Source organism: Peptoniphilus gorbachii (assembly GCF_016908115.1).
GTDB classification, from domain to species: Bacteria; Bacillota; Clostridia; order Tissierellales; family Peptoniphilaceae; genus Peptoniphilus_A; species Peptoniphilus_A gorbachii.
In genome coordinates, this window is record NZ_JAFBDH010000003.1 from 53,323 (window position 1) to 79,664 (window position 26,342).

At 31.8% G+C, this 26,342-nt stretch carries 29 protein-coding genes, 1 tRNA gene and 1 other RNA gene; 26 read left to right on the plus strand and 5 right to left on the minus strand.

The genetic code is table 11. The features are described 5' to 3' along the window. Positions 1-14: 14 nt before the first annotated feature. The 6 genes from JOD41_RS03670 to JOD41_RS03695 are packed head-to-tail and all read left to right on the plus strand — an operon-like array spanning position 15 to position 5,159. A complete protein-coding gene (locus JOD41_RS03670) occupies positions 15-437 on the plus strand; it encodes an ATP synthase subunit C (RefSeq protein WP_156702706.1) in 423 nt (140 codons plus the stop codon). Further along, the gene (locus tag JOD41_RS03675; protein WP_205051623.1) at positions 437-751 is read left to right on the plus strand and encodes a V-type ATP synthase subunit F; all 315 of its coding nucleotides are present in this window, start codon (positions 437-439) and stop codon (positions 749-751) included. Before JOD41_RS03670 ends, JOD41_RS03675 begins: the two co-directional genes overlap by 1 nt. After that, complete coding sequence (locus JOD41_RS03680) at positions 752-1,393, plus strand: hypothetical protein (RefSeq protein ID WP_205051624.1); 642 nt, start codon at positions 752-754, stop codon at positions 1,391-1,393. It abuts the gene before it with no gap. After that, complete coding sequence (locus tag JOD41_RS03685) at positions 1,374-3,146, plus strand: V-type ATP synthase subunit A (RefSeq protein WP_205051625.1); 1,773 nt, start codon at positions 1,374-1,376, stop codon at positions 3,144-3,146. Before JOD41_RS03680 ends, JOD41_RS03685 begins: the two co-directional genes overlap by 20 nt. Beyond that, on the plus strand, positions 3,143-4,534 hold the full coding sequence (locus JOD41_RS03690) for a V-type ATP synthase subunit B (protein ID WP_205051626.1): 1,392 nt from the start codon (positions 3,143-3,145) through the stop codon (positions 4,532-4,534). Before JOD41_RS03685 ends, JOD41_RS03690 begins: the two co-directional genes overlap by 4 nt. Beyond that, on the plus strand, positions 4,524-5,159 hold the full coding sequence (locus tag JOD41_RS03695; protein WP_205051627.1) for a V-type ATP synthase subunit D: 636 nt from the start codon (positions 4,524-4,526) through the stop codon (positions 5,157-5,159). Before JOD41_RS03690 ends, JOD41_RS03695 begins: the two co-directional genes overlap by 11 nt. A gap of 93 nt (positions 5,160-5,252) precedes the next feature. Here JOD41_RS03695 and JOD41_RS03700 read toward each other — a convergent pair whose 3' ends face one another. Continuing rightward, entirely contained in the window at positions 5,253-6,383 is a 1,131-nt protein-coding gene (locus JOD41_RS03700) for an aspartate-alanine antiporter-like transporter (protein WP_205051628.1), read from the minus strand. A 267-nt stretch (positions 6,384-6,650) separates the two neighbouring features. On the opposite strand from JOD41_RS03700, the gene JOD41_RS03705 reads away from it, so the two are divergent. The 13 genes from JOD41_RS03705 (at position 6,651) to JOD41_RS03765 (ending at position 18,520) form a co-directional block, all read left to right on the plus strand. Beyond that, positions 6,651-7,010: a GntR family transcriptional regulator gene (locus tag JOD41_RS03705; RefSeq protein ID WP_205051629.1), complete on the plus strand. Its 360-nt coding sequence runs from the start codon at positions 6,651-6,653 to the stop codon at positions 7,008-7,010. Next, positions 7,007-7,693: an ABC transporter ATP-binding protein gene (locus JOD41_RS03710; RefSeq protein ID WP_205051630.1), complete on the plus strand. Its 687-nt coding sequence runs from the start codon at positions 7,007-7,009 to the stop codon at positions 7,691-7,693. Before JOD41_RS03705 ends, JOD41_RS03710 begins: the two co-directional genes overlap by 4 nt. Beyond that, the gene (locus JOD41_RS03715; RefSeq protein ID WP_205051631.1) at positions 7,693-8,457 is read left to right on the plus strand and encodes a hypothetical protein; all 765 of its coding nucleotides are present in this window, start codon (positions 7,693-7,695) and stop codon (positions 8,455-8,457) included. Before JOD41_RS03710 ends, JOD41_RS03715 begins: the two co-directional genes overlap by 1 nt. Positions 8,458-8,618: 161 nt before the next feature. Beyond that, entirely contained in the window at positions 8,619-9,173 is a 555-nt protein-coding gene (locus tag JOD41_RS03720) for a biotin transporter BioY (RefSeq protein WP_205051632.1), read from the plus strand. A 10-nt stretch (positions 9,174-9,183) separates the two neighbouring features. After that, entirely contained in the window at positions 9,184-9,867 is a 684-nt protein-coding gene (bioD, locus tag JOD41_RS03725) for a dethiobiotin synthase (protein ID WP_205051633.1), read from the plus strand. Positions 9,868-9,875: 8 nt separating this feature from the next. Beyond that, positions 9,876-11,078, plus strand: coding sequence for an adenosylmethionine--8-amino-7-oxononanoate transaminase (bioA, locus tag JOD41_RS03730; RefSeq protein WP_205051634.1), 1,203 nt, complete (start codon positions 9,876-9,878; stop codon positions 11,076-11,078). Positions 11,079-11,248: 170 nt separating this feature from the next. After that, the gene (locus JOD41_RS03735) at positions 11,249-12,145 is read left to right on the plus strand and encodes a dihydrodipicolinate synthase family protein (RefSeq protein ID WP_205051635.1); all 897 of its coding nucleotides are present in this window, start codon (positions 11,249-11,251) and stop codon (positions 12,143-12,145) included. Between the two features lie 209 nt (positions 12,146-12,354). Beyond that, positions 12,355-13,431: an ABC transporter ATP-binding protein gene (locus JOD41_RS03740; RefSeq protein ID WP_205051636.1), complete on the plus strand. Its 1,077-nt coding sequence runs from the start codon at positions 12,355-12,357 to the stop codon at positions 13,429-13,431. Continuing rightward, positions 13,421-14,314, plus strand: coding sequence for a carbohydrate ABC transporter permease (locus tag JOD41_RS03745; protein ID WP_205051637.1), 894 nt, complete (start codon positions 13,421-13,423; stop codon positions 14,312-14,314). Before JOD41_RS03740 ends, JOD41_RS03745 begins: the two co-directional genes overlap by 11 nt. Beyond that, on the plus strand, positions 14,311-15,132 hold the full coding sequence (locus JOD41_RS03750; RefSeq protein WP_205051638.1) for a carbohydrate ABC transporter permease: 822 nt from the start codon (positions 14,311-14,313) through the stop codon (positions 15,130-15,132). The genes JOD41_RS03745 and JOD41_RS03750 overlap by 4 nt, the downstream gene beginning before the upstream one ends. A gap of 34 nt (positions 15,133-15,166) precedes the next feature. Further along, positions 15,167-16,471 (plus strand): ABC transporter substrate-binding protein, encoded by a 1,305-nt coding sequence (locus JOD41_RS03755; protein ID WP_205051639.1) that lies wholly within the window; start codon positions 15,167-15,169, stop codon positions 16,469-16,471. 55 nt (positions 16,472-16,526) lie between these two features. Next, positions 16,527-17,840, plus strand: a complete 1,314-nt coding sequence (locus JOD41_RS03760) for a CehA/McbA family metallohydrolase (RefSeq protein ID WP_205051640.1) — start codon at positions 16,527-16,529, stop codon at positions 17,838-17,840. Then, positions 17,813-18,520 carry an HAD family hydrolase gene (locus tag JOD41_RS03765; RefSeq protein ID WP_239540987.1) on the plus strand — a complete coding sequence of 236 codons (708 nt, stop codon included), beginning with the start codon at positions 17,813-17,815 and terminating at the stop codon, positions 18,518-18,520. Before JOD41_RS03760 ends, JOD41_RS03765 begins: the two co-directional genes overlap by 28 nt. Before the next feature lie 76 nt (positions 18,521-18,596). Here the strand turns inward: JOD41_RS03765 and JOD41_RS03770 are convergent, their stop codons facing one another. Together JOD41_RS03770 and mnmA are read right to left on the minus strand one after the other, a co-directional pair. Further along, positions 18,597-19,232 carry a 50S ribosomal protein L25 gene (locus JOD41_RS03770; protein WP_205051641.1) on the minus strand — a complete coding sequence of 212 codons (636 nt, stop codon included), beginning with the start codon at positions 19,230-19,232 and terminating at the stop codon, positions 18,597-18,599. A gap of 15 nt (positions 19,233-19,247) precedes the next feature. Then, a complete protein-coding gene (gene mnmA / locus JOD41_RS03775; protein ID WP_205051642.1) occupies positions 19,248-20,309 on the minus strand; it encodes a tRNA 2-thiouridine(34) synthase MnmA in 1,062 nt (353 codons plus the stop codon). A 303-nt stretch (positions 20,310-20,612) separates the two neighbouring features. Between mnmA and JOD41_RS03780 the strand changes: the two genes are divergently transcribed. The 3 genes from JOD41_RS03780 to JOD41_RS03790 all read left to right on the plus strand — a co-directional run bounded on the left by JOD41_RS03780 (position 20,613) and on the right by JOD41_RS03790 (position 22,583). After that, complete coding sequence (locus tag JOD41_RS03780) at positions 20,613-20,879, plus strand: Veg family protein (RefSeq protein WP_019124852.1); 267 nt, start codon at positions 20,613-20,615, stop codon at positions 20,877-20,879. A 131-nt stretch (positions 20,880-21,010) separates the two neighbouring features. Then, on the plus strand, positions 21,011-21,856 hold the full coding sequence (gene ispE, locus JOD41_RS03785) for a 4-(cytidine 5'-diphospho)-2-C-methyl-D-erythritol kinase (protein WP_205051643.1): 846 nt from the start codon (positions 21,011-21,013) through the stop codon (positions 21,854-21,856). Further along, positions 21,834-22,583, plus strand: coding sequence for a hypothetical protein (locus JOD41_RS03790; protein WP_338046851.1), 750 nt, complete (start codon positions 21,834-21,836; stop codon positions 22,581-22,583). Before ispE ends, JOD41_RS03790 begins: the two co-directional genes overlap by 23 nt. A gap of 16 nt (positions 22,584-22,599) precedes the next feature. Here the strand turns inward: JOD41_RS03790 and ffs are convergent. Together ffs and JOD41_RS03800 are read right to left on the minus strand one after the other, a co-directional pair. Continuing rightward, an RNA gene (ffs, locus tag JOD41_RS03795) (signal recognition particle sRNA large type) lies at positions 22,600-22,864 on the minus strand. 3 nt (positions 22,865-22,867) lie between these two features. Continuing rightward, positions 22,868-22,957: transfer RNA gene (locus JOD41_RS03800), tRNA-Ser, on the minus strand. Between the two features lie 59 nt (positions 22,958-23,016). Here JOD41_RS03800 and JOD41_RS03805 point away from each other — a divergent pair. Genes JOD41_RS03805 through JOD41_RS03820 form a run of 4 tightly spaced genes read left to right on the plus strand, consistent with a single transcriptional unit; the run spans position 23,017 to position 26,336 of the window. Then, the gene (locus JOD41_RS03805; RefSeq protein ID WP_205051645.1) at positions 23,017-24,003 is read left to right on the plus strand and encodes a biotin--[acetyl-CoA-carboxylase] ligase; all 987 of its coding nucleotides are present in this window, start codon (positions 23,017-23,019) and stop codon (positions 24,001-24,003) included. 52 nt (positions 24,004-24,055) lie between these two features. After that, complete coding sequence (locus JOD41_RS03810; protein WP_205051646.1) at positions 24,056-25,408, plus strand: aminotransferase class I/II-fold pyridoxal phosphate-dependent enzyme; 1,353 nt, start codon at positions 24,056-24,058, stop codon at positions 25,406-25,408. Next, positions 25,405-26,013 (plus strand): dTMP kinase, encoded by a 609-nt coding sequence (gene tmk / locus JOD41_RS03815; RefSeq protein WP_205051647.1) that lies wholly within the window; start codon positions 25,405-25,407, stop codon positions 26,011-26,013. Before JOD41_RS03810 ends, tmk begins: the two co-directional genes overlap by 4 nt. Further along, on the plus strand, positions 26,010-26,336 hold the full coding sequence (locus JOD41_RS03820) for a cyclic-di-AMP receptor (protein WP_205051648.1): 327 nt from the start codon (positions 26,010-26,012) through the stop codon (positions 26,334-26,336). The genes tmk and JOD41_RS03820 overlap by 4 nt, the downstream gene beginning before the upstream one ends. The last annotated feature ends 6 nt before the right edge of the window (positions 26,337-26,342 follow it).

Consider the following 26,342-nt stretch of genomic DNA (forward strand, 5'->3'; position numbering starts at 1 on the left):
TAAGGAGTTTAAAGATGGAAAAAATTATTATTTTCGCAGTTTTGACAGTATTTTCAATGGTAGTAACAGGTTTTTATTTTATTTACAAGGGCACAGATAAAAATAGAAAATTTGCTCGTGCTTTTATGAAGTTAAACCTATTTGTTTTCGCACCAGTTTTTGTTTTTGGATTAATTTCCCTTGTTCCACAAATGGCATCAGCTGCAGCAGCTGCTCCAACATCTGGTAATGGACTTGGCTTTTTAGCAGCAGGTCTTTCAACTGGACTTGCATCTCTTGGTGCTGGTGTTGCCGTATCAAATGTAGGTTCTGCAGCAATTGGAGCTGTATCAGAAGATCCTAACATTCTTGGTAAATCAATGATCTACCTTGGACTTGCAGAAGGTATTGCTATTTATGGTCTTATCATTTCAATTATGATTCTTGGAAGACTATAATGAGATCAATTCTTTTAACATCAAATGACGATATAATTAACGGCCTTCGCCTTGCAGGTGTAAGGTCTGTTAAATGTGATAACAGATCTGAACTTTTAAAAAATTTTAGGACTTTTACAAAAACTGAAGATATTGGAATAATAATACTAACTTATTCTTCTTTTAAAGAAATTAAAGAAGAAGTTTTAGAATTTAAACTTACTGGAGAACTTCCACTTGTTGTAACTATTCCAGATCTTGACGGCGAGATGGAAGATGATTTTATTTTGAAATATGTCAGAGAATCTGTTGGTGTGAAAGCTGTAGGTGATTAAATGATTTTACTTGAAAACAAAATTGCCATATTCAACAAAATTGTTTTTGTAAAGCAAAAGGAAGAATGTGAAAAGAGGATAAGAGAAGAAAGAGAAAAGGCAGAAAAGATTTTGTCTGAAAAAATTGAATCTCTAAAAAAAGATGAAGAAGCTTTTGTTGATAGAAGAGTTACTCTAGCCAAAAGAAGAGGATATGAGCTTATTGCTTCCGTTGAAGAACAAAAGAGAGTTCTATTCCTAGAAGAAGATGAAAAGCTATTAAATGAGTTAATAGAAACTCTTTCACAAAAACTTTTAGAATTCACAAAAACTGAGGAATATGTAAATTTAGAAGCAGAGAATTTTATAAATATTTTAGATGAAATAGATGAAAAAAGCATTTATCTTTATGTTAAAAATGATGAAAATAAAAAGCTAATTGAAAAATTTAAAGAAATTGCAAAAGAAAAAGACGTTGAACTTAATATAGATGAGCTTTTCGAATATCATATTGGTGGTTTTATAATTTCTGATATGGAAAAAACTTACAATATTAACTTGTCTTTAAAGAATAAATTGGAAGACATGAGATATGAAATTGGCTCTATGCTACATGAAAAATTAAAAGAAAGAGGTGAAGTCATTGGAAAAGGCAATAATTAAATCAGTTGACGGACCCGTTGTAATTGGTAGAAACATGGCTAATTATAAAATCAGAGAAATGGTTCTTGTTGGCGAAAAAAAATTAATTGGCGAAGTTATTTCAATTGATGGAGACCTAGGAACAGTTCAAGTTTATGAAGAAACTGAAGGATTAAAAAGAGATGAAGAAATTATTTCAACTGGAGCACCTCTTTCTGTTAAACTTGGACCTGGAATGATTAGAGGTATTTTTGATGGAATCCAGAGACCTCTTGAAGTAATAAAGAAAAATAACGGATCCTTTATGCCAGAAGGCCTTGGACTTATTTCTCTTGATGAAGAAAAACTTTGGGATGTAACTTTTAAGGTTGCTCTTCACGATAAAGTTCATGAAGGACAAATTTTTGCTGAAGTTCCAGAAACTGATATTATAACTCACAAAGTTATGATTCCACCAGAAGTAAATGGCGAAGTTGTAGAAATCCTTGAAAATGGAAAATATAATATTGAAACAGTTTTATTAAAGGTAAAAGATGAATATGGAAAGATAAATGAAATAAAAATGTATCAAAACTGGCCAGTAAGAATTCCTAGACCAGTTAAGGAAAGACTTCCAATTGACAAACTTCTTGTAACTGGACAAAGAGTTTTTGATGTATTTTTTCCAATTGCCAAGGGAGGTACTACTGCAGTTCCAGGTGGATTTGGTACTGGAAAAACAATGACACAACACCAAATTGCAAAGTATTGTGATGCCGATATTATCATCTATATTGGTTGTGGTGAACGTGGTAATGAAATGACAGAAGTTTTGGAAGATTTTCCAAAGCTAATTGACCCTAACACAGGCAAGGCTCTTATGGATAGAACAATTCTTATTGCCAACACATCTAATATGCCAGTTGCCGCTCGTGAAGCATCAATTTATACTGGTGTAACCATGGCAGAATATTTTAGAGATATGGGCTATCATGTTGCCTTAATGGGCGATTCAACATCACGTTGGGCAGAAGCACTTCGTGAAATTTCTGGCCGTCTTGAAGAAATGCCAGCAGAAGAAGGATATCCTGCTTATCTTCCATCAAGAATTGCAGGCTTTTATGAAAGAGCTGGTTATGTAAAAACTTTATCTGAATCAGAAGGATCAGTTACTCTTATTGGTGCTGTTTCACCAGCTGGTGGAGATTTCTCTGAACCAGTTACTGAAAATACAAAGAGATTCGTAAATGTATTTTTAGCCCTAGATAAAGAACTTGCTTATTCAAGACACTATCCTGCTATTAACTGGATGAATTCTTATTCTGGATACATTCCACTTCTTAAAAATTATTACGACATGAAACTTGATGGAGATCTTCCAGATTTGAGAATAAAATATTTAGATTTACTTCACAAAGAAGCAAAATTAAATGAAATTGTAATGCTAGTTGGAGAAGATGTCCTTCCAGATGAAGAAAGACTAGTACTTGAAATTTGTCGTGTTGTAAAAGTTGGATTTTTGCAACAAAATGCCTTTAACCCAATTGACACCTTTGTGCCACTTGAAAAACAATTTGAAATGTTAAAGACAATAGATAATCTTTATGAAAAGGGCAAGGAAGCTTTAAAACTTAAAATTCCAATTTCAGTAATAAAGAACGATGCTCTTTACGGAAAAGTAATTAATATGAAATACGATATAGAAAACGAAAACTTAAAGAAATTTGTAAGCTTAAATAACGAAATTAACGACTTTTATTCAGAGCTTAGTGCAAATTATGGTGATGTAGAATGAAAAAAGAATATTTAACACTTGATAGAATTGAGGGATCATTACTAGAACTTTCAAATCTTCACAGAGTTAGTTATGGTGAAGTTGTAAGAATTAAATCAAAAGACGGCAAGAGATCAGAAATTGGTCAAGTTATAAAAATCGATGACGATAAGGCAATTGTACAAGTTTTTGGCAACAATTTAGGTGTTTCCACAAAAAATACTAAGGTAGAATTTTCTGCTCATCCCTTTGAAATTCCTCTATCTGGAGAAATTTTAGGAAGAGTATTTAATGGAACAGCTGAGCCTATAGATAAGGGCGGTGCCATCTATTCCAATGATGTATATAACATCAATGGTAGACCAATTAACCCATCAGCAAGAGAGTACCCAAGAAACTTTATTCAAACAGGTATATCTTCCATTGATGGACTTATGACATTAATTAGAGGACAAAAACTTCCAATCTTTTCAGGTTCAGGTCTTCCTCATAATGAAGTTGCTGCACAAATTGTTAGACAAGCAAAAATTGCAGATGAAGCTGGAGAAAATAACTTTGCCATAGTCTTTGCTGCAATTGGTGTAAAACATGACGAAGCTGATTTCTTTAGAGAAAGCTTCAAAAACTCTGGTGTAATTGACAAGGTAGTAATGTATATAAATTATGCAGATGATCCAATTATGGAAAGACTTATTGCACCAAAATGTGCCCTAACAGCTGCAGAATATCTTGCCTTTGAAAAAAATATGCAAGTTCTTGTAATAATGACAGATATAACATCTTATGCTGAAGCCCTAAGAGAAGTTTCATCATCAAGAGAAGAAGTACCATCAAGAAAGGGCTATCCAGGACACCTTTATTCTGATTTAGCAGCTCTTTATGAAAGAGCAGGTATGATTAAGGATAGTGAAGGTTCTGTAACTCTTATTCCAATTCTTACAATGCCTAATGATGATATCACTCACCCAATTCCTGACTTAACTGGTTATATTACAGAAGGACAAATTGTTGTAAGTCGTGATTTATTCTCCAAGGGAGTTTATCCACCAATTGATGTACTTCCATCTTTATCAAGACTTATGAAGGATGGAATTGGCGAAGGTTATACAAGAGAAGATCACCCAGATTTATCTTCACAACTTTTTGCATCCTACTCAAAGGTACAAGAAACTAGAGCACTTGCACAAATTATTGGTGAAGATGATATTTCTGATGATGAAAAATTAATTTTAAAATTTGGAAATGAGTTTGAAAAGAGATTTTTGACACAAGACCAAAATGAAAATAGAGATATAGAAGAAACCCTAGATTTAGGTTGGGAATTATTAAAGATACTTCCAACTCAAATGATTGATAGAATTGATCCTAAGTTAAAAGAAAAATATTTAGGTGATAAGAATGGCAATTAAGGTAACTCCTACTAAGGCAAATTTAATAGCATCAAAAAATGCTCTTGTACTTGCAGAGAAGGGTTATGACCTTCTTGATAAGAAAAGAACTGTCCTAATAAAAGAAATGATGGACTTAAATAAAAATGCAAAGAAGCTTCAATCTGAAATAGAAGAAAAATTTGAAAAATCTTATGCTGAGCTAACTGAAGCCACAATTTCTATGGGGGCACTTTCTTTAAAGGAAATGGGAGAAACTGCACCGCTTGAAAAGGAATATCAAGTTATTTCTCGTTCAGTAATGGGTCTTGAACTTCCAAAAATTAAATATGAAAAGACTAAAGTCAAGGCAGATTATTCTCTGCATCAATCTAATGCAGCTTTTGATAGAGCAAAGATAAATATTTCTGAAATTTTACGTGTTATTTATGAACTTGCAGAGATTGAGACTTCAGTTTTTAGACTTGCAAATGAAATAAAAAAGACTGCAAAAAGAGCCAATGCTCTTGATAAAATTCAAATTCCTAAGTACAAGCACATTATTAGAGAAATTGAAGATATATTAGCAGAAAAAGAAAGAGAAGACTTTTTTAGACTTAAAAAAGTAAAAAATAAAAAGAATAGAAAAGTTAAAGAAAATAAATAAGATAGAAAATAAAAAAATCCTAGAGCTATTTAAGCTTTAGGATTTTTTCGTGTAGAAAATTTCTACAAATTTAACTTTTTATTCTTTTAAATTTTAGCTAACTGGGAAAAATACATTTATAATTTGTGGCAAGAATACCATCATTACTGTTGCAGTTGGTTGTGTAGCTGCATAAAAAGATGAAACTTTGTCATCATTTGTAACTTGAAGTAGGGCTCCAAGAGATGGTGCTGATGTCATTGATCCAGTTGTTGCACCAAGTGCTGCAAATAGTGGCAACTTGAAAACTTTATAAGAAACAAATAAGGATACAAGAGCAGGAACAAGTGTCATAATAACTCCCGCTAAAAATAATTTTGCACCATATTGTGTTATAACTTCAACAAATCCAGTACCAGCACTTACACCTGATTCCAAAAGGAAAAAGGCAAGGCCAAGGTCACGAACAAGTGAAAGTCTTTCATTAGAAACAGTTAAATTAACTTTTCCAATTCTTCCATAATGTCCAAGTACTAAACCCATAATTAAGGATCCACCACCTGCACCAAGGGATAAATTAACACTATCGCCAACAGGTATTTTTATTGATCCAAGTAAAACACCAAGAACTGAAGCAAGTGCAACTGCAAATAGTCCATTTTTTTCAAAATTTATTAAATCTTTTGCTTCAACTTTTTCCTCAGTATCGTGTTCTACAGGAAGAATTAATTTTTTGTTTTCTTCATCAATATCAACCTTTAAAATTCTTGGTACAAGTTGAACAATTAAAACAACGCCAACAACACCAAAGGCATAGGCAATCCCGTAGCCAACTCCAGGTAAATTTGAAGTTGTAAGACCCTTTACTGTTCCAAGCATTGATGTAGATGTCATGGCTCCAGTGGCAAGTCCCATAGAAAGTGATAATTCAATATTAAATAATTTTGAAATTAATACTATTAAAACCCCGCCAACGGCTGTTGTAATAAAGGAAATTGCCAAAAAGGAAACTCCGTTTTTCTTAATGTTTGCCATAAAAGTTGGTCCAGCCATTAATCCTATTGGTGCAAGGAATAGGACAAGTCCTAATTTTGCTAAAAATTTTGGAACTTCAAAGCCAAAATGCCCAAAGAAAAGGGCAACAATTAAAATTGCTGAGGCGCCAAATTTTATTCCAAAAAAATTAATATGTCCAAAGGCGTAACCAAGGACCATTATTAAAAATATTATTAGTAATTCGTTCATAAAAAACCTCCTTTAGCTAATTAATAATAACATTTCAAGAAGATAAAGTAAAGCATTGTGGTATATAATAAATTCAATTTTACATTATGCTATATTTTTTTAAAAAAATTTAATAAAATAAAAAATTTTTCTTGATTTTGTAAAATAATTTTATTATAATAACTATTGTATTAAGGAATCAATACAAAGGTACAAAAATTTTATTGCTTAAAATTTTTTAAATTCAAAAAATATATTAGAAATTTCTAAATAGAAGAGGAGGTTTATATGGAATTTGATAATAATAGACCTATTTACTTACAGCTTCTTGAAGATTTTAAGTTAAAAATTTCAAGTGGAGTTTGGAAAAGTGGAGACAAGATGGACACAGTTAGAAACTTAGCTAAAATTTATGGAGTAAATCCCAATACTGTGCAAAGGGCACTGCAAGAGCTTGAAAGAGAAGGTCTTGCCAAGTCAAATAGGACTAGTGGAAGATTTATAACTGAGGACGAGGAAAAAATTAATGATATGGCAAAGGAAGCTTTTTATAGGTCCTGCGACGATTTAATCACTGTTGCAGATGAACTTAAACTGACAAAGGAAAAATCAATAAAACTTTTAGATGAGTATTGGAGGGAAATATGAGTAAAATAGAAATAAAAGATTTATCTATGGGCTACAAAAATAAAGTCCTTGATAATTTAAATTTAGAACTTGAAAAGGGACAAATCGTAGGACTTGTTGGTCCCAATGGTGCAGGTAAGTCAACCCTACTTAGGATCCTTGCAGGATTAGAAAAAACTTACAAGGGAAGTGTGGTAATTGATGGAGAAGAAATTTCTTACAAGACGGCAGAAATTCTTTCTTATCAACCAGATAAGTTTGCTCTTAGCGACAAGCTTTCTGTAAAGGAAGTTGTTAGAACTTATAAAAAATTCTTCAAGGACTTTGACGAAGAAAAGTTTTACAGGATTTATGAAGAATTTAAACTTCCACAAGGAGCCAAGGTCAAAGAAATGAGTAAGGGTATGAGAGAAAAAATGCAAATTGCCCTTAGTCTTTCAAGAAAGGCAGAGATCTTCCTCTTAGACGAACCAATTTCTGGAGTTGACCCTTCGGCGAGAAAGGCAATCATCCAAACTATTTTAAATAATTTTGAAGAAGACTCTCTAATTATTTTATCAACTCATTTAATAAATCAAATCGAACCACTACTTGACAGGGTTCTCTTCCTTTCAGAAGGCAAGATTAGCCTTAACAAGACAGTAGATGAAATAAGAAGTGAAAAGAATATGAGTATAGAAGACTACTTTACGGAGGTATTTTAATGGGAAAATTACTTGGACATCAAATAAAAAATCACTTTAGATATAATTGGTTCATTCCAATTTTGCCAGTAGCCCTAATTATTTTTGGATTATTATTTTCAAATGTTAATAATGAAGTTGGAGACAGTGCAATTGTCCTAGGCGTGATGGCCCTAATGTTTGGTTACATGGCAGCAGCTATAACAGTTATAGTTGGCGACTATAATATGTTCTTTGGCGACAGCGCCTTATTTTATGAATCAACACCAATAAGTCCTTCAGCAAAAACTTTTTCAAGATTTTTATATTATCTTATAATGTTTATTATCTATTCACTCTATTTAGGATTAATGGTTTTCCTATTTGTTGCAGTTCCATCTGTTGATGGTGGAGTAGTAAATATAACTTGGGCAGATATAAGTAAGGCAATTAATGAAGTTGGAGTAAGAAACATATTAGTATTACTTGCTTGGGTCTTAATAGCTTTATTTAATAATATAATTAGCATAATCTTCGCAGTTACACTTGGTGGTGGTAAAAAACTAAGAAGATTTGGACTAGGTGGACCAGTCCTTGTATATATAGGACTAGGAATGATAGAAGGAGCAGTAATCTATATCTTAGACAAATTTGACTTGTTTACGAATATAGAACTATTCCTTAACAATGGAGATGTGTTCATGAGGGGGATGGGAATAGGAATACTAATTCCAATGCTTTTAGAAACAATAGCCTTATTTTTTGCAGTTTATTACATGCACAAAAATAGAATTTCTGTAAATTAAAATTTAGTCAAATTAAAAAATTAGGGTTCACTAGATTCTTAGTGAACTCTTTTTTTTTTACATAAAAGTTAACTAAGAAAATAAAATAGTTGACAAAAATCATTGCGAGTGTTAACTTATTTAAAGTAATTGTTTACAATTTTTAAAATTTGGAGGAAGATTTGAAAAATTTAAAAGCGAGAGAATTAGTATTATGTTCTCTATTTGTGGCATTAATTATTGTGGGGACTTTTATTAGAATTCCCATACCGGTTTTACCCTTTACCTTGCAACTTTTATTTACTATGCTTGCAGGTTTACTTTTAGGTCCAGAACTTGGTGCAATTTGTGTTCTTGTTTACATAATTTTGGGTCTAATAGGACTTCCAGTTTTCACAGAGGGTGGAGGATTTGGATATATCTTTAAGCCTACTTTTGGATACATAGTTGGCTTTGCAGTGGGTGCCTACGCTACAGGAAAAATTGCAAATAAAGAAAAGAGACCAGACATGAAAAGACTTCTTACTGCAAACTTCGTGGGACTAGCTATAGTTTACATATTTGGCATGGTTTACTATTACTTTATCAGCAATTTTTATTTGGCATCTCCAATTGGAGTAAAGGCAATTATAATTTACTGCTTCCTACTTGCAGTGCCAGGAGATATATTTTTGTGTTTTGTGGGAGCTTTTCTCGGCAAGAGATTAATCCCAATTGTAAATAAGAGCTATAACTAAGGAGAAAAAAATGAGTAAAAATATTTTTGTAACAGGAACAGGAACTGAAATTGGAAAGACCTATGTTGCAGGTCTATTAGTAAAAAAATTAGCTGAAGCCGAAGCTAAATCTTATTACTACAAGGCTGCCATGAGTGGAAATGTAAGAGATAAAAATGGAAAATTAATTCCAGGAGATGCAAAATTTGTAAAAGATTTTGCAAATATAGATGAGCCACTTGATGAAATGTGCCACTATGTTTATGAAAATGCTTATTCTCCACACTTGGCAGCAAGAATAGAAGGCGGTCCTATTGATTTGGATTTTGTAATAGAAAAATTTGATGAATTAAAGGAAAAATGTGACTTCATAACTTTAGAAGGATCTGGTGGAATTTTGTGTCCCCTAAGATATGATGAAGAAAAAATTTTCTTAGAAGACTTTATAAAAAAATGTGGTCTTTCATCAATAATTGTAGCTGATGCAGGTCTTGGAACAATAAACAGTGTAGTCTTAACTGCTTTTTATATGAAGGAAAAGGGCATGAAGGTCAAGGGAATAATTTTTAACAATTACATTCCTGGCGATGTTATGCAAGAAGATAACATTAAGATGTGTGAAATCATGAGCGGTCTTAAAGTTCTTGCCTGTGTGAAAAAGGGCGATAAAGACCTTGATATTGATCTAGAAGTTTTAAAAGAAATTTATGAATAGGAGTTATTATGATTTGGTATCCTTATGAACAAATGAAAACCATGAAGCCACCCTACAAGGTAATTGATGCCAAGGGAATATATCTTTACACAAAAGATAATAAAATGATTGACTCTGTATCTTCTTGGTGGAGCAATATTTACGGCTACAAAAATGAAAAGTTAAATGAAGCAATTATAAATCAAGTGAATAAATTTTCTCATGTAATGCTTGGTGGTCTCACTCACGATCCAGTGGAAAAACTTTCGAATAAATTAAAAGAATTTTTGCCAGGTGATTTGGACTATCCCTTCTTCTCTGATTCTGGATCAGTTTCAGTTGAAGTTGCCTTAAAGATGGCACTTCAATTTTACATGAATAAGGGTGAAGAAAATAGAACTATGGTCCTTGCCCTTAACCACGCTTATCATGGCGATACTTTTAAAACTATGGAAGTTGGCGACGACGAAGACTATCACTTTGTCCTAGAAGCCTATGGCAAAAGCAAATATGTAGTTCACATTCCAACAGAAATTCCTGCCCTAGAAAAAGCCTTTGAAGAATATGGAGACAAATTAAATTCTTTTATAGTTGAACCACTTTTACAAGGTGCAGGCGGCATGAGAATGTATGATATTTCTTTTCTTGAAAGAGCGAGAGAACTTTGCGACGAATATAAGGTGCTTTTGATTTTTGATGAAGTTGCAACTGGATTTGGAAGAACGGGTAATAGATTTGTTGCAGACTTAGTTTTGCCGGATATAATTTGCCTTGGAAAGGCATTAACTGGTGGCTATATTGGTCACGCAGCAACTGTTGCCAATAAAAAAGTTTTTGACGCCTTTTATGATGATGAGCCTACTCACGCCCTAATGCATGGTCCAACTTTTATGGGAAATCCCCTTGCCTGTGCAGTTTCTCTTCGTGCAATAGAAATTTTTGAAGAAGAAAATTTCATGGACAAAATTAAGAGAATTGAAGAAATTGAAAAAGAAGAGATGGAAGGATTTTCTCATCCAAAGATAGAAGAAGTGCGTGTAATGGGTGGATGTGTATGTATTGAATTAAAAGATGGAAAAGATATAGAAGGTTTCCAAGAATTTGCCTACGAAAGAGGAGTCTTTGCAAGACCATTTTTAAAATATATTTACAGCATGGTTCCCTATGTCATAAAGGAAGACGAACTTAGAAAAGTTATGAGAACTATGAAAGAATGGTTTGAAAATAAATAAATTACTTTAATGATCCCTGATTAATATCGGGGATTTTTTATAAAAATTTTTATAAAGATATAGAGTTTTATTATTTTAATATTAAATGGAAATAATTTTGATTTTATTAACTATATGTTAAAATAAGGAGGTAAAGGATTTCTAAGCAAAATGACAAGGAGGATATTATCATGAAAAAATTATATGCACCAAAGGGAATCATTCCTGCACCACCTACACCTTTTACAAAGGATGACAAAATTAACGAAGAAGAATATAAGCGCTTATTAAATTATGACATTGAAAGAGGAGTTCATTGTATTTGTGTTGGAGGTAGTACAGGTGAATGGTCTACAATGTCAATAGAGGAACGCAAGCAACTTTTTAAAATTGCAGCAGAGGCTATTGGGGATAGAATTCCAAAAATGGCAACTACGGGATGTCATAGTTTAAGTAAAACTCTTGAACTAACACAGTATGCTGTTGATTTAGGATATGAAAGTATCCTTTTAGTTACACCCCACTATTTACAACCAGGCTTTGAAGCTACAAAAGATTATTACAGAAAAGTTGCAGAAACTTTTCCAAATTTGGCAGTATGTATATATAATGTTCCACATAATACAAATGTAGAATTGCCCGTTGAAGATATAATTGAATTGGCGAAGGTCCCTAATATTACAGGAATGAAACATTGCACTGATCCAACTCTTACAAATAAAGTAATTGAAGGAACAAAAAATGATTACTTTGAAAGTGCAACAGGTCGTGAAAATATGATACTTGCAAATTTATGTCAAGGTGGAAGTGGTGGCGTAGGAGTTATGTGTACAATCGTGCCACAAGAATTGGTAAAGATGTATGATTTATTAATGGAAAATAATTGGAAGGAAGCTTTAAAAATTGATGAATCTTTAAGAAGATTATCTATTTTAATTGAATCTGAACCAAATCCTGCTCCCGTTAAAGAGGTGCTAAATTTGTTGGGCTTTGACTTTGGAGCACCACGTCTTCCACTTCGTCCTTGTAGCAAAGAGCTTAGAGAAGAAATACGAAAGGAATTAATTAAACTTGGATATGAAGTTTAATTAAAAATTCTATTTTCTTAGATTAATATTTAATCGAAAAAAGATACTTACTATAAATTCTTATAGGAGTATCTTTTTTTTATTTAACAAATTTTATTTTGCGAAAAAAATAATAATAAAATTGTCCCACTTTACAAATTCTTTACTTTCTATATATTTTTTCTATTTAATTAATAAGTAGAATGGTTGAGGTGAAAGGAGGAGGGGAATTGTCCAAAATTAGCTTAAAAAATATTTGCAAGAAGTATGAAGAAAATGAAGATTATTCTGTAAAAGATTTTTCTATTGACATAAAAGAAAATGAATTTATCGTCTTTGTTGGTCCTTCAGGTTGCGGCAAGTCCACTAGTCTAAGAATGATTGCAGGTCTTGAAGACATAACTAGCGGAGAACTTTACATTGATGGAAAATTATCCAATGATCTTGCCCCAAAGGATAGGAACATTGCTATGGTTTTTCAGTCTTACGCACTTTATCCTCATTTATCTGTCTACGACAACATAGCTTTTGGATTAAAAATCAGAAAACTTGACAAGAAAATAATTGATGAGAAAGTTAGAAGCACTGCTGAAATTTTAAATCTTACAAATTACTTAAATAGAAAGCCAAAGGATCTTTCTGGAGGACAAATGCAAAGAGTTGCCTTGGGAAGAGCAATTGTAAAGGAATCTGACATTTTCTTAATGGATGAACCTCTATCAAACTTAGATGCAAAATTAAGAGTTGAAATGAGAGAAGAAATTGTAAATTTAAAAAACAAGTTGGGTTCTACTGTTATTTATGTAACTCACGATCAAACTGAGGCAATGACAATGGCAACAAGAATTGTCTGCTTAAATGATGGAATAATTCAACAAATTGGAAGCCCAAGAGAACTTTATACTAATCCAATTAATGCCTTTGTGGCAGGATTTTTAGGGTCTCCTGCAATGAATTTTATTGAGGGAAAAATAAAGGATAAGATCTTTTATGACAAGGAAGAAAATAAAATTTTAAGTGGAATAGATTTAGAAGATGGCTTAGTAACTCTTGGCATAAGACCAGAATCTATTGAACTTTCAAGAGATGAAGGCATGCCTTTTAGCGTCAATTTAATTGAACTTTTGGGGTCTGATTATAATATTTCTGGCAAATTATTTGACAATAAAATAATTTTAAAATGCGACCTTGAAAAAAATCCAAAAGACAATGGAGAACTTTTTGTAAAAATCCCAAGAGATAAGGCTTATTTCTTTGACAGGAATTCTGGAGACAGAATTTTTATAGGTGAAAACTATGAGAGTTAGTGGAAGAAAGTCTTATGAGAGAAGGCTTGGACTTAAAGAATTTTTTATTTATTTTTTTATTCCCTTAGCCCCACTTATAATTTTTTGGTTTTTGCCAATGCTTGCATCCCTTCTAATTTCCTTTACAAATTGGAATTATGTAAGTCCCAATTTTGACTTAGTTGGAGTAGAAAATTACAAATACATCTTGCAAGATGATTTTTTTTGGCAAGCATTAAAAAACACCCTTGTCTTTGGAATTGGAACTCTTGTGCCTGTATTATTTTTTGGATTTGTATTTGCGCTTTTTCTCCAAGGAAATTTTAGGGGAAAGGTAATTTATCAGGGATTTTTGTTTTCACCTTGGGTCACTCCCATGGTTGCCATGTCAATTGTTTGGTCCTGGATGTTAAGAGGGGATGTTGGTCTTATAAATAGGTGCCTTGCCATGATTGGTATAAGTGGACCTGACTGGTTATCTAATGAAAATACAGCAATGATAGCTGTAATTATAGTAACTATTTGGAAAAACTCTGGCTGGGCAATGTTATTTTACACCGATGCCATGAGCAAGATTCCCAATAGTTTATTTGAAGTGGGCAAGCTTGAAGGAATAAATATTTTTGAAAAAATAAAATATATTTATTTTCCAATGACAAAGAGGACAACTTTTTTTCTATTAATTATGAATTTAATCACATCAATTCAAGCCTATGATCAGTTTTCAGTTTTAACAAGAGGTGGACCTGCTGGCTCCACAAGGACACTTTTATATCTGTTTTATCAAATGGCCTTTGAAGAGTTTAATATGGGAAAGGCAAGTGCAGTGTCACTTATTATTGTTTTAATTACTGCAATTCTTTCTCTTCTTATGATTTTTATGAGAAAGAAGGTAGAATCATGATGAAAAAAATAGGTAGACATTTTGTTCTCATAATTTTATCAATAATTACATTTTTTCCACTAATGTGGATGATGTCAAATTCTTTTAAAACTACAGAATCTATTATGCGAAAGCCTCTTAGCTTTATGCCAGATTTTTTAGATTTGAGAAATTTTATAGGAGCTTTAAATTTAGCGCCCTTTGATTTATATATTATAAATTCAATTGTCACATCAATAGTAATAGTTATTCTTCAAATTATAACTGGAGTAATGCTTGCCTATGGTATGTATAGATTTTCTTTTAAACTGAGAGGTCTAATGTTTAAGGGTATACTTTTAACTTATATGCTTCCAGCTGCCACAACTTATGTGCCAAGTTATGTAATACTTGCAAAATTAAATTTAATAGACACTTTATCTGGGATTATTATTTCCAATGCAGTGGCAGTTTTTACAATTTATATGCTCTATAACACTTTTAAAGAAGTGCCAAAAGAGTTAATAGAAGCTGCTGAGATGGACGGTGCCAGTGATTTGGACATACTTTTAAAGGTGGTCCTTCCAATTTCAAAATCGACAATACTTACAAATGCCTTAATTCAATTTGTAACAATGTATAACAATTACATGTGGCCTTCACTTATTACAAATTCAAAGTCAAAGTATTTGATAAGCGTGGGTTTAAATAAATTTTTCACATCACAGGGAAATTTTGGTGAAAATTTGCCCCTTTTAATGGCGGGCAACACTATTTCAGTTCTTCCTCTTTTAATTCTATTTATTGTTTTACAAAAGTGGTTTATAAAGGGAATTTCTGATAGCGGTATTAAGGGTTAATATTAATTAACATAAAAAATTTAAAGGAGAAAAAATGAAAAAATTATTCAAAACAGCATTAATTATGCTATGCGGACTTATGCTTTTTACAGGCTGCTCTAGCTCTGCAAAAAATGCAATGAAGACAGAAGAAAAAACAGCAGATTCAAAGGGAAGAACTGAAATTCAATTTTGGTATGGACTTGGATCAGTTGCTGGCGAAACTATGGAAGAAATTATTAAGGAATTTAACGAATCACAAGACAAGGTAACAGTTGTTGGAGTTCAACAAGCTGACTACAATGAAACTTTTCAAAAGGTTCAAGCAGCTATTGCAGCTAAAGAACCACCAGCAGTTTATATTGGCTCAAACATTGAATTAAGAGTTAAAGATGGAATGCTTGCAGATTTAACAAAATACATGGATGACAGAACTCCTCTTGATGATTATCTAGATGTATTTATGAAACCAGCAATTGTAGACAAAAAGGTTTATGGTTTCCCTGCTTATGGTACAACTCAAGTTATTTATTACAGAAAGGATTTACTTGAAAAAGCAGGTCTTGATCCAAAGAAAGTTTATAGCACTTGGGAAAATACTTTTAAATATTCAAAAGAAATTCAAGACAAGGGCATAGCAAAATGGGGACACCTTGTAATGTATAATCATGAAAATTTAATGGACCTTGCTCTATCTAATGGTGGAAAAATTTTATCTGATGATGGCAAAAAAGTTTTAATCAACAGCAAGGAATGGGTTGACTCATGGAATTTTGTTAGACAACAAATTTTTGAAAATAAAACTACAAAAATTGAATCAGGCGGACAAGGCTGGGAATATTGGTATAGAACTATTGATAATGTAATGAATGGAGAAGCTATGTCTTACACTGGTTCATCAGGAGACAAGGGAGATCTTGACTTTACAAAAATTTCTTCTCTCCCACAACCAGGACTTAATGGAAACCCAGGAAAGCCAGTAGCAAATGCTCACTCACTTCTTGTGCCTGCAGCAGCTAGTGAAGAACAAAAGAAAGCAGCTTATGAATGGATAGCTTATTTCACAAGTCCAGAAGTTTCTGCTAAGTGGTCAGAAAAAATTGGTTACATTCCAGTAAGAAAATCTGCAGCAGATGTTGCTGAATATAAAAAATTTATAAAAGAAAATCCTTATGCAGGAGTTCCTTATGAACAAGCAATGCACGCATCTCCTGCCTTTATCGACCCAACTGATGGAAAAATTACAGATGCACTTTCAATTGCAGCAGATAAGGTTGAACTTCAAAATGTAGATGCAAAGACTGCTCTTGACGAAGCAGCAAAAACTGCACAAAAAGCACTTGATGAATTAAACAAATAAAAATTTAAAAAATCAAGCTTTGGGTAATTCCCAAAGCTTTTTTTTAAGGAGAAATATGAAAAATATAATAGAAAATTTAAAAGATGGCTACAGTGAAATTAAATTGAATGTAAATTTAGAAGACTTAAATGGGGATTCTCTAAAATTTAGCATAAGGGGAGAAAAATTTTTTATAAGCCTATTTATTTATAGAGATGATAAAATCGTGGGAAGCATCACTGCAAATAGAGATGTAGAAAGATTTATGGCAAGGGATATTTTAAAATCCTCTAATGGCTTTAAAAATTTAGAAAGTGGGGACTATAGAATAACTTATCTTCTTTATAAAGAAGGAGAAGTCCTTTTAAAAATTGAAGATGAAAAAAGTCCCCTTGATGCAATAAAAGAAATTGAAATAGAAAAAGATGAAATAAAGTGCAGGGAAGAGAAGTGGTATGCTGGAGACTTTCACACTCACACTTTTTATTCTGATGGCAAATTATCACAAGAAGAGAATATAGAAGTTGCAAAAAAAAGAGGACTTTCATTTTTTTCTCCAACAGACCACAATTTTAATCAGACTAAATTTCCTGACACAGACTTATTAATTATTGAAGGAACAGAAATAACATCAAAATTTGGTCATGTAAATGTATTTTTCACTAATAAGTCAGTTTTCGAAAAGCATTCAATTAAGGGGCTTAATAGAGAAGAGTGGATGCTAGAAGTTTTAAAAGATTTAAAAGGAGAAATATATTCAATAAACCATCCCTTTATGGAAACATATGAATTTTTAGTTGGCGAATATTCTTTAGAGGACTTAAGATTTATGGAAATAATAAATGATCCAACTTATATGACTTCTATTGATGCCATGGAAAAAGCTTTAAAGGCTTGGGATATACTTCTTAAAAATGGCTACGAAGTCTATGGAATTGGAGGAAGTGATTCCCATCTTTATCCTAGTGAAAAATATGAAAATGCAGATTATCCATCACTTCTTGGAGATCCAAAGACCTTTATACATGCAAAAAATCTTTCAAAAGATGAAATAAAAAGATCCATGCTTGCAGGTAAAATTTCTGTATCTCGTGAAAAATTACTTGAACTTAAAAAGATTGGCGACAGTGAATTTGTCATGGAATTAGAAGAAAATACTTTCCATGGTAAAAAACTTCATATAGAATTAATAGTAGATGGCGAAATTTTTAAAACTTATGAAGATAATTTAAAAGTAAATTTAGATTTAGATGAAAATTATCACTATGTAAGGGCAAATGTGAGGTGTGAGGATAAAGAACTTTATGGCTTTACCAATCCCCACTTCTACAATTTGGATAAAAGTGAGAAAAAAATAAAAACTTGGAAGGAACTTCAAGACTTACTATGATTAAGGCAATTTTATTTGACAAAGATGGAACTCTACTCAAATTTTCAGATATTTGGGTAGATTCAATTGTAAAATTTTTAAATGAAAAAAATTTAAGTGAAGATAAAAAGAAAAAGCTATTTAAGAAAATTGGTGTTAAGGAAAATAATGAAGTGGAAGAAAATTCCATTTTATCATCAGAAACAGTAAAGGACTTGGCTCTTATTTTTTCAGAATTTTTAGATGGAGAAATAGATGAAATATATAGGGAAATCGACGACTTTCTTTTAGAATTTTTAAAGGAAAATAAAGAAGAAATAGTAGAAACTTGCGACCTAAAAAATTTATTTAGTGATTTAAAAAGTAGAGGCATAATTATTGGACTTTTCACATCAGATAACTTTAGAAATGCAAAATTTTCTATGGAATACTTAAAATTAAATGATTTTATAGATTTTTATGCAGCTGCAGATTTATATGAAAAGAAACCTAGCACTGAAAGTCTTGAAATTTTTAAAGAAAAATATTCTCTAAGGGATGAAGAAATTATTATTGTTGGTGATTCTAAAGTTGATATGATTTTTGGAAAGGACACCATAAAACTTGGCGTCTTGTGTGGCACAGGTTCAAGAGAAATGCTTTTGAAGTACACAGAAAATATAGCAGAAGATCCAAGGGGAGTTTTAAAACTTATCTCATAATAATTTAAATAAAAAATATAGCAAGAAAAAAACTTGCAAAAAAATAAGGGCTCCAAGAGCCCTTTTAAAATACAAATTATTCTTCAGTTTCTTCTTTTGCTTCAGTTTCAGAAACAGTAGGAACTTCAGCAGAAGCTTCTTCTCCTTCTTCTGGTTCTTTTTCTTCTGTTGGTTCAACAAGAGTTGCAACAGTTTCTTCAGAATCAACTTCGATTTTAATATTTTCATCGCCATAAATATCAAGATCAGCAACAGTTACTACATCGCCAATTTGCATATCAACAACATTAACAATTGCTTCAGATGGAAGATATTTTGGAAGACAAGTTACAGTTACTTCATTTAATACTTGGATTAATGAAGAAGGTTGAACCTTAACTTCATCTCTACCTTCAAGAACAACTGGTACTTCAACACTAAGTTCAGTGTTCATATCAACTTCATATAAGTCAAAGTGAACCATTGCATTTTTAATGTGGTGCATTTGAACTTCTTTGAAAAGAACAGAAGTAGGTTCACCATCAACTTCGATTTCAAAGATGTTTGAATATCCTTCATCAGAAAAAGCTTTTAATAAATCTTTTTCAAGACCTGATAATAATTTAGCTTCATTTCCCTTTGAATAAAGAACTCCAGGAACTTCACCATTAGCTCTAAGTTTATCAACTTTGTTTTTACCTTTAGATTCTCTTTTGTTTAAAACTAATTTCATATATACCTCCAAAAATTATTTTATAATACCTGAACCAAGACATACATCGCCTTGATAAAAAACACATACTTGACCAGGTGTAACACCCTTAAGTGGTTTTTTCAGTTTAACAACATATTTACCTTTATTATTTTCTAATGTCGCTTCTTCATCCTTTGCTCTATATCTTATTTTAACAGATAAATCTATAGGTAGAGAAGGATTTTCTGTAATCCAAAAAATATCTTCGACTTCAAATTCATCTTTATAAAGCACAGGATTATTAATACCTTGAGCAACAATTAAAAGATTGTTTTTTAAATCTTTGTCGGCAACGAAGAAGGGTTCACCACTTCCAACGCCGCCAATGCCAATCCCACGCCTTTGACCTATTGTGTAGTGCATAAGACCAGAATGTTCTCCAATTACCTTGCCCTTTTCGTCCACAATTTTACCAGGTTTAGTAAAAAGAAATTGATCTAAAAATTCATTAAAATCTCTTTCGCCAATAAAACAGATTCCAGTAGAATCTTTTTTTGAAGCAGTAGAGAGCTTATATTTTTCAGCAATGCGCCTTACTTCAGCCTTATTTAAATCACCAACAGGGAAGAGAGTTTTTGCAAGTGCTTCTGACTTAACTCTTGACAAAAAATAAGACTGATCCTTATTTAGATCGGCACCCTTTAAAAGATAAGTTTTCCCATCAATTTTTTTTGTTCTGGCATAATGTCCCATTGCAATATAGTCAGCATCAAAATCCATTGCATAGTCAAGAAAGGCCTTGAACTTAATTTCAGTATTGCACATTACATCTGGATTGGGAGTTCTGCCTTTTTTGTATTCACTAAGGAAGTAAGAAAAAACTCTATCTCTATATTCTTTTTCAAAATTGACAGTAAAATATTTAATGTCAAGTTGTGAACAGACAGAGACAACATCAATGTAATCTTCTCTTGCAGTGCACATTCCGTCATCTTCAGCCCAGTTTCTCATAAAGACAGCTGTAACATCATATCCAGCTTCCTTTAAAAGAATTGCAGACACGGATGAATCCACGCCGCCACTCATTCCGAGAATGACTTTTTTGTTTTTTTGCATCAATACCTCCAATCCACTTAATAACAATACATAATTATACAATAGTTCGCTTGAAAAATCTAGCATTATTTAACAAAATACAAGATTATAGACACATTTGAAGAAAATAAAAATTTCAAAAAAGCTACTATAAAAATATTTTTTATAAAAATAAAATATATAAAAAAATTTCAAAAAAAATTACTGTAATATTTATTGACAAAGAAAAATTTATGGAGTAAAATTATAGATTTATTTGACAGAAATTTATTTTTATAGTATAATGAACAAGTATTAAAAGTCTTTGGAAGGAATGGGTATCAAATGAATCAAATGCAATTAATAAAGAAAGAGCTTGAAAACCATATAGGAAAAAAAGTTATTGTAAAGGCCAATAAAGGCAGAAAAAAAATTGTCACTCGCAAGGGAGTTTTAAAGGCAATTTATCCAAGTCTTTTTGTACTTGAAGTCTTTAATGGAGAAGAGCTTGTTACTGCAAGTTATACTTACTCTGATGTACTTACTTCTACTGTAAAAGTTACAGTTTTAGATGAAGATGTAAGTTATAAAGACGCAAAGATGATTTCGTAAAATAAGTGCTGCTTAGGCAGCTTATTTTTTTGCCCAAATTTAATTTTGTTAAAAATTTTTTAATATTAAATCTAGACTTTACAATGATGCAAAAAAATAAATTATGAATTATAATTAACTTGAGGTGTATTATGATTAAAAAAAAGGCTCATGCAAAGTTAAATTTATCTCTTGATGTTCTGGGAGAAATAGATGGAGGATACCACGAAATAAAGACCTTAATGGTAATGACAGATCTATATGACGAGATGACTTTTACTAAGAGTAATAGACTAGAAATAATACCAGAATTTTCCTTTAATTATAAAGATAATTTAATATATAAAGCTTATGAAATCTTAAAAGAAAAAGTGGGCTATGATCTTCCCTTTAAAGTTGAGATTAAAAAAAATATTCCTATTGCAGCAGGTCTTGCTGGTGGAACATCTAATGGAGCACAAACTTTTTACGCCTTAAATGAGCTTTACGATTTAAAAATTCCAAAATCTGAACTTATAGAAATTTCAAAAATTCTTGGAGCAGATTTTACATATATGATGACTGGTGGAACAAAAATAGCGGAGGGAATAGGAGATATTTTAAAAAGCCTAAGGCCAATTGAACTTGAAAATGTTTTAATCATAAACCCTGGCTACGGCGTATCAACAAAAGAAGTCTACCAAAAAATAAAAATTGAGGAAAAGAGAATTGATTTTTCTAACATTTTAGAGGGTCTTTATAATTTAGACATAGAAAAATTAAATTTTTATCTAAGAAATAAAATGGAAGATGTTGTTTTTAAGATGCACCCAGATTTATTGGAGATAAAAAATAAATTGAGATCCTTTAATTCGGCTGCTCTTATGAGTGGAAGTGGTGCCAGCATATTTGGAATTTTTCAAGATAAAAAATCCCTGGAAGAAGCTTATCTATATTTTAAAAAAATTTATAAGTATACATACAAAGTAAGAGTAGGTGAAGGCTTTGGCAGTTTTTGACACAGGTCCTGGCATTGTAGGACTTTATGAAGTAAAAAGAGACTATTTAAACTATTATGTTGATGACAAATTTGAATATTATGGGCTTTACAAAAGAGATGCTGTAAATGCTCGAATAGAATTTTTGCAAAAATTTTTTAAAAAGGATAAAAAGATTTATGTCTTGGATTTTGATGCCATAAATTTTTTTAAGGATAATGATAAAGCAGAATTTGGAGAAAGGGCATTAAAAAAACATTTAAAGGATAAAAAAATCTTGTGTCTAGGGACAAAACTCACTTCATCTGAAAAAACTTTAGAAAATTTTACAGATTCAGATGTTTTATATATAGATGTGCCACTACTTATAAATGCTTGTAACGATGGAATTGCTGATGAAATTCTTAAAATGATCTCAGAGGAATATTTTTCCTCTTTAGATTTAAGCTCCTTTGATTTAATTTTTTTGGCTTCAAGTGGACTTCATTTAAAAAAAGATTTTTTCATAAAATATTTTGATTTAGAAAAAACTGGCACTGAAATTTTTTCCAATACTGATGCCATTTTAGAAGATTATAACTACAAAAAGGAAAATTACATAAGAGATTATTTTTATGTGACAGGCTCAAAAAGAGAATTTTACTCTAGAGCAGAAAAGCATTTGAGAGAAAAGAATATTTTAAAGGATGGAGAACTTTTAAATGTTTCTTATTTTTTAAAAAAGGGCAATAAAAAAAGTCCCAAATAAATGGGACTATATGTAGCCATGCACCCAATATCGAAAATTAACCTCACACGTTACCCTTACAGTTAGCTCAAATTAGGCGACCCTTGCGGCACACAAAAGATCTTACTTAGTGCTGCTTCGATCAAGATCTGACACGGTTCATAAGTTTCTGTTGCGCAGGACCCAATCATCAACACCACTTATAAGGGGCAGACTGCAAAATTAAAGTCCTCCAATGGGAATTCAGCCCTGCTGTAGCGAATTGCAGGTACAGGACATCGCTAATTTCCCGCTTAGCATGGCGATGGCGGAGAGAGGGGGATTCGAACCCCCGATACATTTTCATGTATACTCGCTTTCCAGGCGGGCTCCTTCAGCCTCTCGGACATCTCTCCATAGCCTAGAAAATTATTTTACAGTAGATTTACAAAATTGTCAAGAATAAGGTGATATATTGAAAACGAAGGATATTGTATTAAAAGAATTAGAAAAAAATAGAGCAAATTATATTTCTGGTCAAGAATTAGCAGAAAAATTAAATATTTCAAGAACTGCAATTTGGAAGGCAATAAATACTTTAAAGGAAAGTGGCTTTCAAATTGAGTCGCAAACAAAACTAGGCTACAAACTTTTGGAGAAGGATGACAAATTATCTGAGGAAGGAATAAGAAAGGGACTTAGGGAAGAATTAAAGGACATTGATATAATTGTCTATGACGAAATAGATTCAACTAACACTGAAGCCAAGAGGAGACTTTATTCAAGTGATGTAAAAGATTTTACTGTAATAGTTTCTGACATGCAAAAGGGTGGACGTGGAAGAACAGGAAAGAGTTTCGCATCACCTAAGGGCAGTGGAGTTTACTTTAGCATAATTCTTCACCCTAAAGATTTTTATGATTTTTCTTATTTTGATTTGACAACAGTTAAGGCAGCTGTCGCTGTGGTAGAGGGAATAAAAGAAGCAACAGGAAAAGTTGCACAAATAAAGTGGGTAAATGACTTGTTTATTAATGGCAGAAAAATTTGTGGAATTTTATCTGAGCTTGATGCAGATTTTGAATCCAGAAGTGTGAAATCTGTAATTGTTGGCATTGGAATAAATGTAAATGAGCCAAAGGACGACAGTTTTAAAGATTTAAAGGACATTGCAGGTTATATTGGAACTGATGTTATAAGAAATGAAATTTTATCAAGCATTTTAAATGCCTTTTATGAAAATAATTATGAAAAAAAAGATAAGGAAATTATTGAATATTATAAGACCCATTCCCTAGTAATTGGAAAAGATCTAACTTTTGAATTAAATGGTAAAAAATATACTGCCAAGGGTGTTGATATTAACGACAAGGGCAATTTAATTGTAGACACAGGAGAAAAAAGAATTACTCTTTCTAGTGGCGAAGTTTCTATAAAAGGAGATTTTTATAAAAAGGGATAACTTTTAAATGCTTTTAAATTATAGTATAATTAAAGGAAGTTGAGGAGAAAAGATGAAGAGCCCTTTGAAAAATGAAATTGATAAAGTAAAAAATTTAATTTCCTTTGGTATGCCTGCTCACAAGGGCAAAAATTTTTTTGATTTAGACATAAAAAGTGATTTGACAGAAATTTTAGACACAGATAATCTCCTAAATCCAAAGGGAGCAATTAAGGACCTTCACAGGGAAATAGAAAAACTTTTCACATCAAAGGAGTCCTTTATAACTACAAATGGATCTACTGGCGCACTTCACATTTCTATAGCTATGGCGACAAGAGCAAAAGATAAAATTTTAATCCAGAGAAATGCCCACAAGTCCATTTATAATGCTCTTCTTTTAAATGATTTAGAGCCAGTTTATTTAAATACAATTTATGACAAAAACAGGGCCATGTATTTTGGCATTGATGAAAAAGAGTTAAGAGATAAGATAGAAAAAAATAATATTTCTGCTTGTGTCTTAGTAAGTCCCAATTACTATGGCGGAATTTTAAAATTAAAAGAAATAATAAAAATTCTTCACGAAAAAAATATTGCAGTAATTGTAGACGAAGCTCATGGGGCACATCTTTATTTTTCAGACTTAAAGAAATATTCTGCCCTAGATGCAGGAGCAGATTTAGTTATAAATTCTACTCACAAGATGATTCCGTCACTTACGCAAACTGCCCTAATTCACAGGGGAACAGATAGGTTTTCTCATGAAGAATTATTAAAGTATGTAAATATTTATAACTCAACATCGCCATCTTATTTATTTATGCTTTCAATTGAAGCAGGTTTAAAATATATGGATGAAGTCGGAAGAATTGAGCTAAAAAATAGGACTAGAGACCTTGAAAATTTAAAGAGAGATATTAATTATAATATTGACTTATATCATGAGTCAATAATAGGAAATGACCCCATGAAATTTTTATTTAGAATTGGGGATATGAGTGGCGAAGAAGTTGTAGAAGATTTTTTAAAAAATAAAAATATAAGGCTTGAGATGGGAGACTTATATTACGCTCTTGCCATAATTTCTCCAATAAATACTAAAGAGGAAATAGAAAAATTAAGAAATGCAATTTTATCCTATAACAATTATAATTTTAAGAAAATTTTGCCCTTTAAATTTGATATTCCAAAGATGGGACTAAGTCCAAGAGAAGCTAATTTATCTCAGGGAGAATATATTTCCTATAAGGATTCTTATGGAAGAATTTCCAAGGAAATTATTGCAGCTTATCCTCCAGGAGTGCCTCTTGTGAGTTTTGGTGAAATTATAGATAATAACGCGATAGAAAGCATTGAAAGATTTTTAAGAGAAGGAATAGAAGTAATTGGACTTCACAAAGATAAAATTGAGGTAGTTAAATGAGTGCATTTATTACATTTGAAGGACCTGATGGGTCTGGAAAATCCACAATTTGCAATTTAGTTTATGAAGAACTTTTAAAAAATAAAGTTAAAGCAATAAAAACTAGAGAACCTGGTGGAACAAGAATTTCTGAAAAAATTAGAGAAATCATACTAGATAAAGATTTAAGTGAAATGGACATGAGGACTGAAGCTCTTTTGTATTCTGCATCAAGAGCTCAACATACTTATGAAAAAATAATCCCTGCCTTAGAGGAGGGAACTACAGTTCTCTGTGAGAGATATGTCCTATCATCTCTTGCTTATCAAGGTTATGCAAGGGGTCAAAATTTGGAAGATATTCTTTCTATAAATAATTTTGCAACGGGAAGGATTAAGCCAGATATTGTCTTTGTTTTTAGAAGCAGGGGAGAAACTCTTAATAGAAAAGATGAGTCTTCTTATGACAGACTTGAAAGAGAGCCAGATGAATTTCACAAAAAAGTTCGCGACTACTATAACAACTTGGAAAAAGAAGACAACTATTATTTTATAGATGTTAGTAAAAGTATTGAGGAAGTTTTTTGCGACTGCATGAAAGTTCTAAAAGAAAGGATGATTTTGTGAAACTTGTAATCGCAATAGTTCAAGATGAAGACAGCGAGAATTTAATAAAAATACTCAACAGAAATAATTTTAAGGTTACAAAAATAAGCTCAACTGGAGGTTTTTTGAAATCTGGAAATGTTACACTTCTTTCGGGTATTGAAAACGAAGAAAAAGATAAGTTTATGGGAATTTTGGAAGAAAACTCAAAAACTAGAGAAGTTAAAAGAACTATTCAACCAATAAATATTCCCGGTCAAGCAATGATTCCTGTGCCAATAAGTGTAAAAGTTGGCGGAGCTACAATTTTTGTAATAGATGTAGTTGATTTTAAAAAGTTTTAGGTGATA

Excerpts from the sequence above, each read along its gene's own strand:
- JOD41_RS03670 (WP_156702706.1), top strand. The coding sequence starts at position 15 with ATGGAAAAAATTATTATTTTCGCAGTTTTGACAGTATTTTCAATGGTA.
- JOD41_RS03675 (WP_205051623.1), top strand. The coding sequence starts at position 437 with ATGAGATCAATTCTTTTAACATCAAATGACGATATAATTAACGGCCTT.
- JOD41_RS03680 (WP_205051624.1), top strand. The coding sequence starts at position 752 with ATGATTTTACTTGAAAACAAAATTGCCATATTCAACAAAATTGTTTTT.
- JOD41_RS03690 (WP_205051626.1), top strand. The coding sequence starts at position 3,143 with ATGAAAAAAGAATATTTAACACTTGATAGAATTGAGGGATCATTACTA.
- JOD41_RS03695 (WP_205051627.1), top strand. The coding sequence starts at position 4,524 with ATGGCAATTAAGGTAACTCCTACTAAGGCAAATTTAATAGCATCAAAA.
- JOD41_RS03700 (WP_205051628.1), bottom strand. The coding sequence starts at position 6,383 with ATGAACGAATTACTAATAATATTTTTAATAATGGTCCTTGGTTACGCC.
- JOD41_RS03705 (WP_205051629.1), top strand. The coding sequence starts at position 6,651 with ATGGAATTTGATAATAATAGACCTATTTACTTACAGCTTCTTGAAGAT.
- JOD41_RS03710 (WP_205051630.1), top strand. The coding sequence starts at position 7,007 with ATGAGTAAAATAGAAATAAAAGATTTATCTATGGGCTACAAAAATAAA.
- JOD41_RS03715 (WP_205051631.1), top strand. The coding sequence starts at position 7,693 with ATGGGAAAATTACTTGGACATCAAATAAAAAATCACTTTAGATATAAT.
- bioD (WP_205051633.1), top strand. The coding sequence starts at position 9,184 with ATGAGTAAAAATATTTTTGTAACAGGAACAGGAACTGAAATTGGAAAG.
- bioA (WP_205051634.1), top strand. The coding sequence starts at position 9,876 with ATGATTTGGTATCCTTATGAACAAATGAAAACCATGAAGCCACCCTAC.
- JOD41_RS03735 (WP_205051635.1), top strand. The coding sequence starts at position 11,249 with ATGAAAAAATTATATGCACCAAAGGGAATCATTCCTGCACCACCTACA.
- JOD41_RS03745 (WP_205051637.1), top strand. The coding sequence starts at position 13,421 with ATGAGAGTTAGTGGAAGAAAGTCTTATGAGAGAAGGCTTGGACTTAAA.
- JOD41_RS03750 (WP_205051638.1), top strand. The coding sequence starts at position 14,311 with ATGATGAAAAAAATAGGTAGACATTTTGTTCTCATAATTTTATCAATA.
- JOD41_RS03755 (WP_205051639.1), top strand. The coding sequence starts at position 15,167 with ATGAAAAAATTATTCAAAACAGCATTAATTATGCTATGCGGACTTATG.
- JOD41_RS03760 (WP_205051640.1), top strand. The coding sequence starts at position 16,527 with ATGAAAAATATAATAGAAAATTTAAAAGATGGCTACAGTGAAATTAAA.
- JOD41_RS03770 (WP_205051641.1), bottom strand. The coding sequence starts at position 19,232 with ATGAAATTAGTTTTAAACAAAAGAGAATCTAAAGGTAAAAACAAAGTT.
- mnmA (WP_205051642.1), bottom strand. The coding sequence starts at position 20,309 with ATGCAAAAAAACAAAAAAGTCATTCTCGGAATGAGTGGCGGCGTGGAT.
- JOD41_RS03780 (WP_019124852.1), top strand. The coding sequence starts at position 20,613 with ATGAATCAAATGCAATTAATAAAGAAAGAGCTTGAAAACCATATAGGA.
- ispE (WP_205051643.1), top strand. The coding sequence starts at position 21,011 with ATGATTAAAAAAAAGGCTCATGCAAAGTTAAATTTATCTCTTGATGTT.
- JOD41_RS03810 (WP_205051646.1), top strand. The coding sequence starts at position 24,056 with ATGAAGAGCCCTTTGAAAAATGAAATTGATAAAGTAAAAAATTTAATT.
- tmk (WP_205051647.1), top strand. The coding sequence starts at position 25,405 with ATGAGTGCATTTATTACATTTGAAGGACCTGATGGGTCTGGAAAATCC.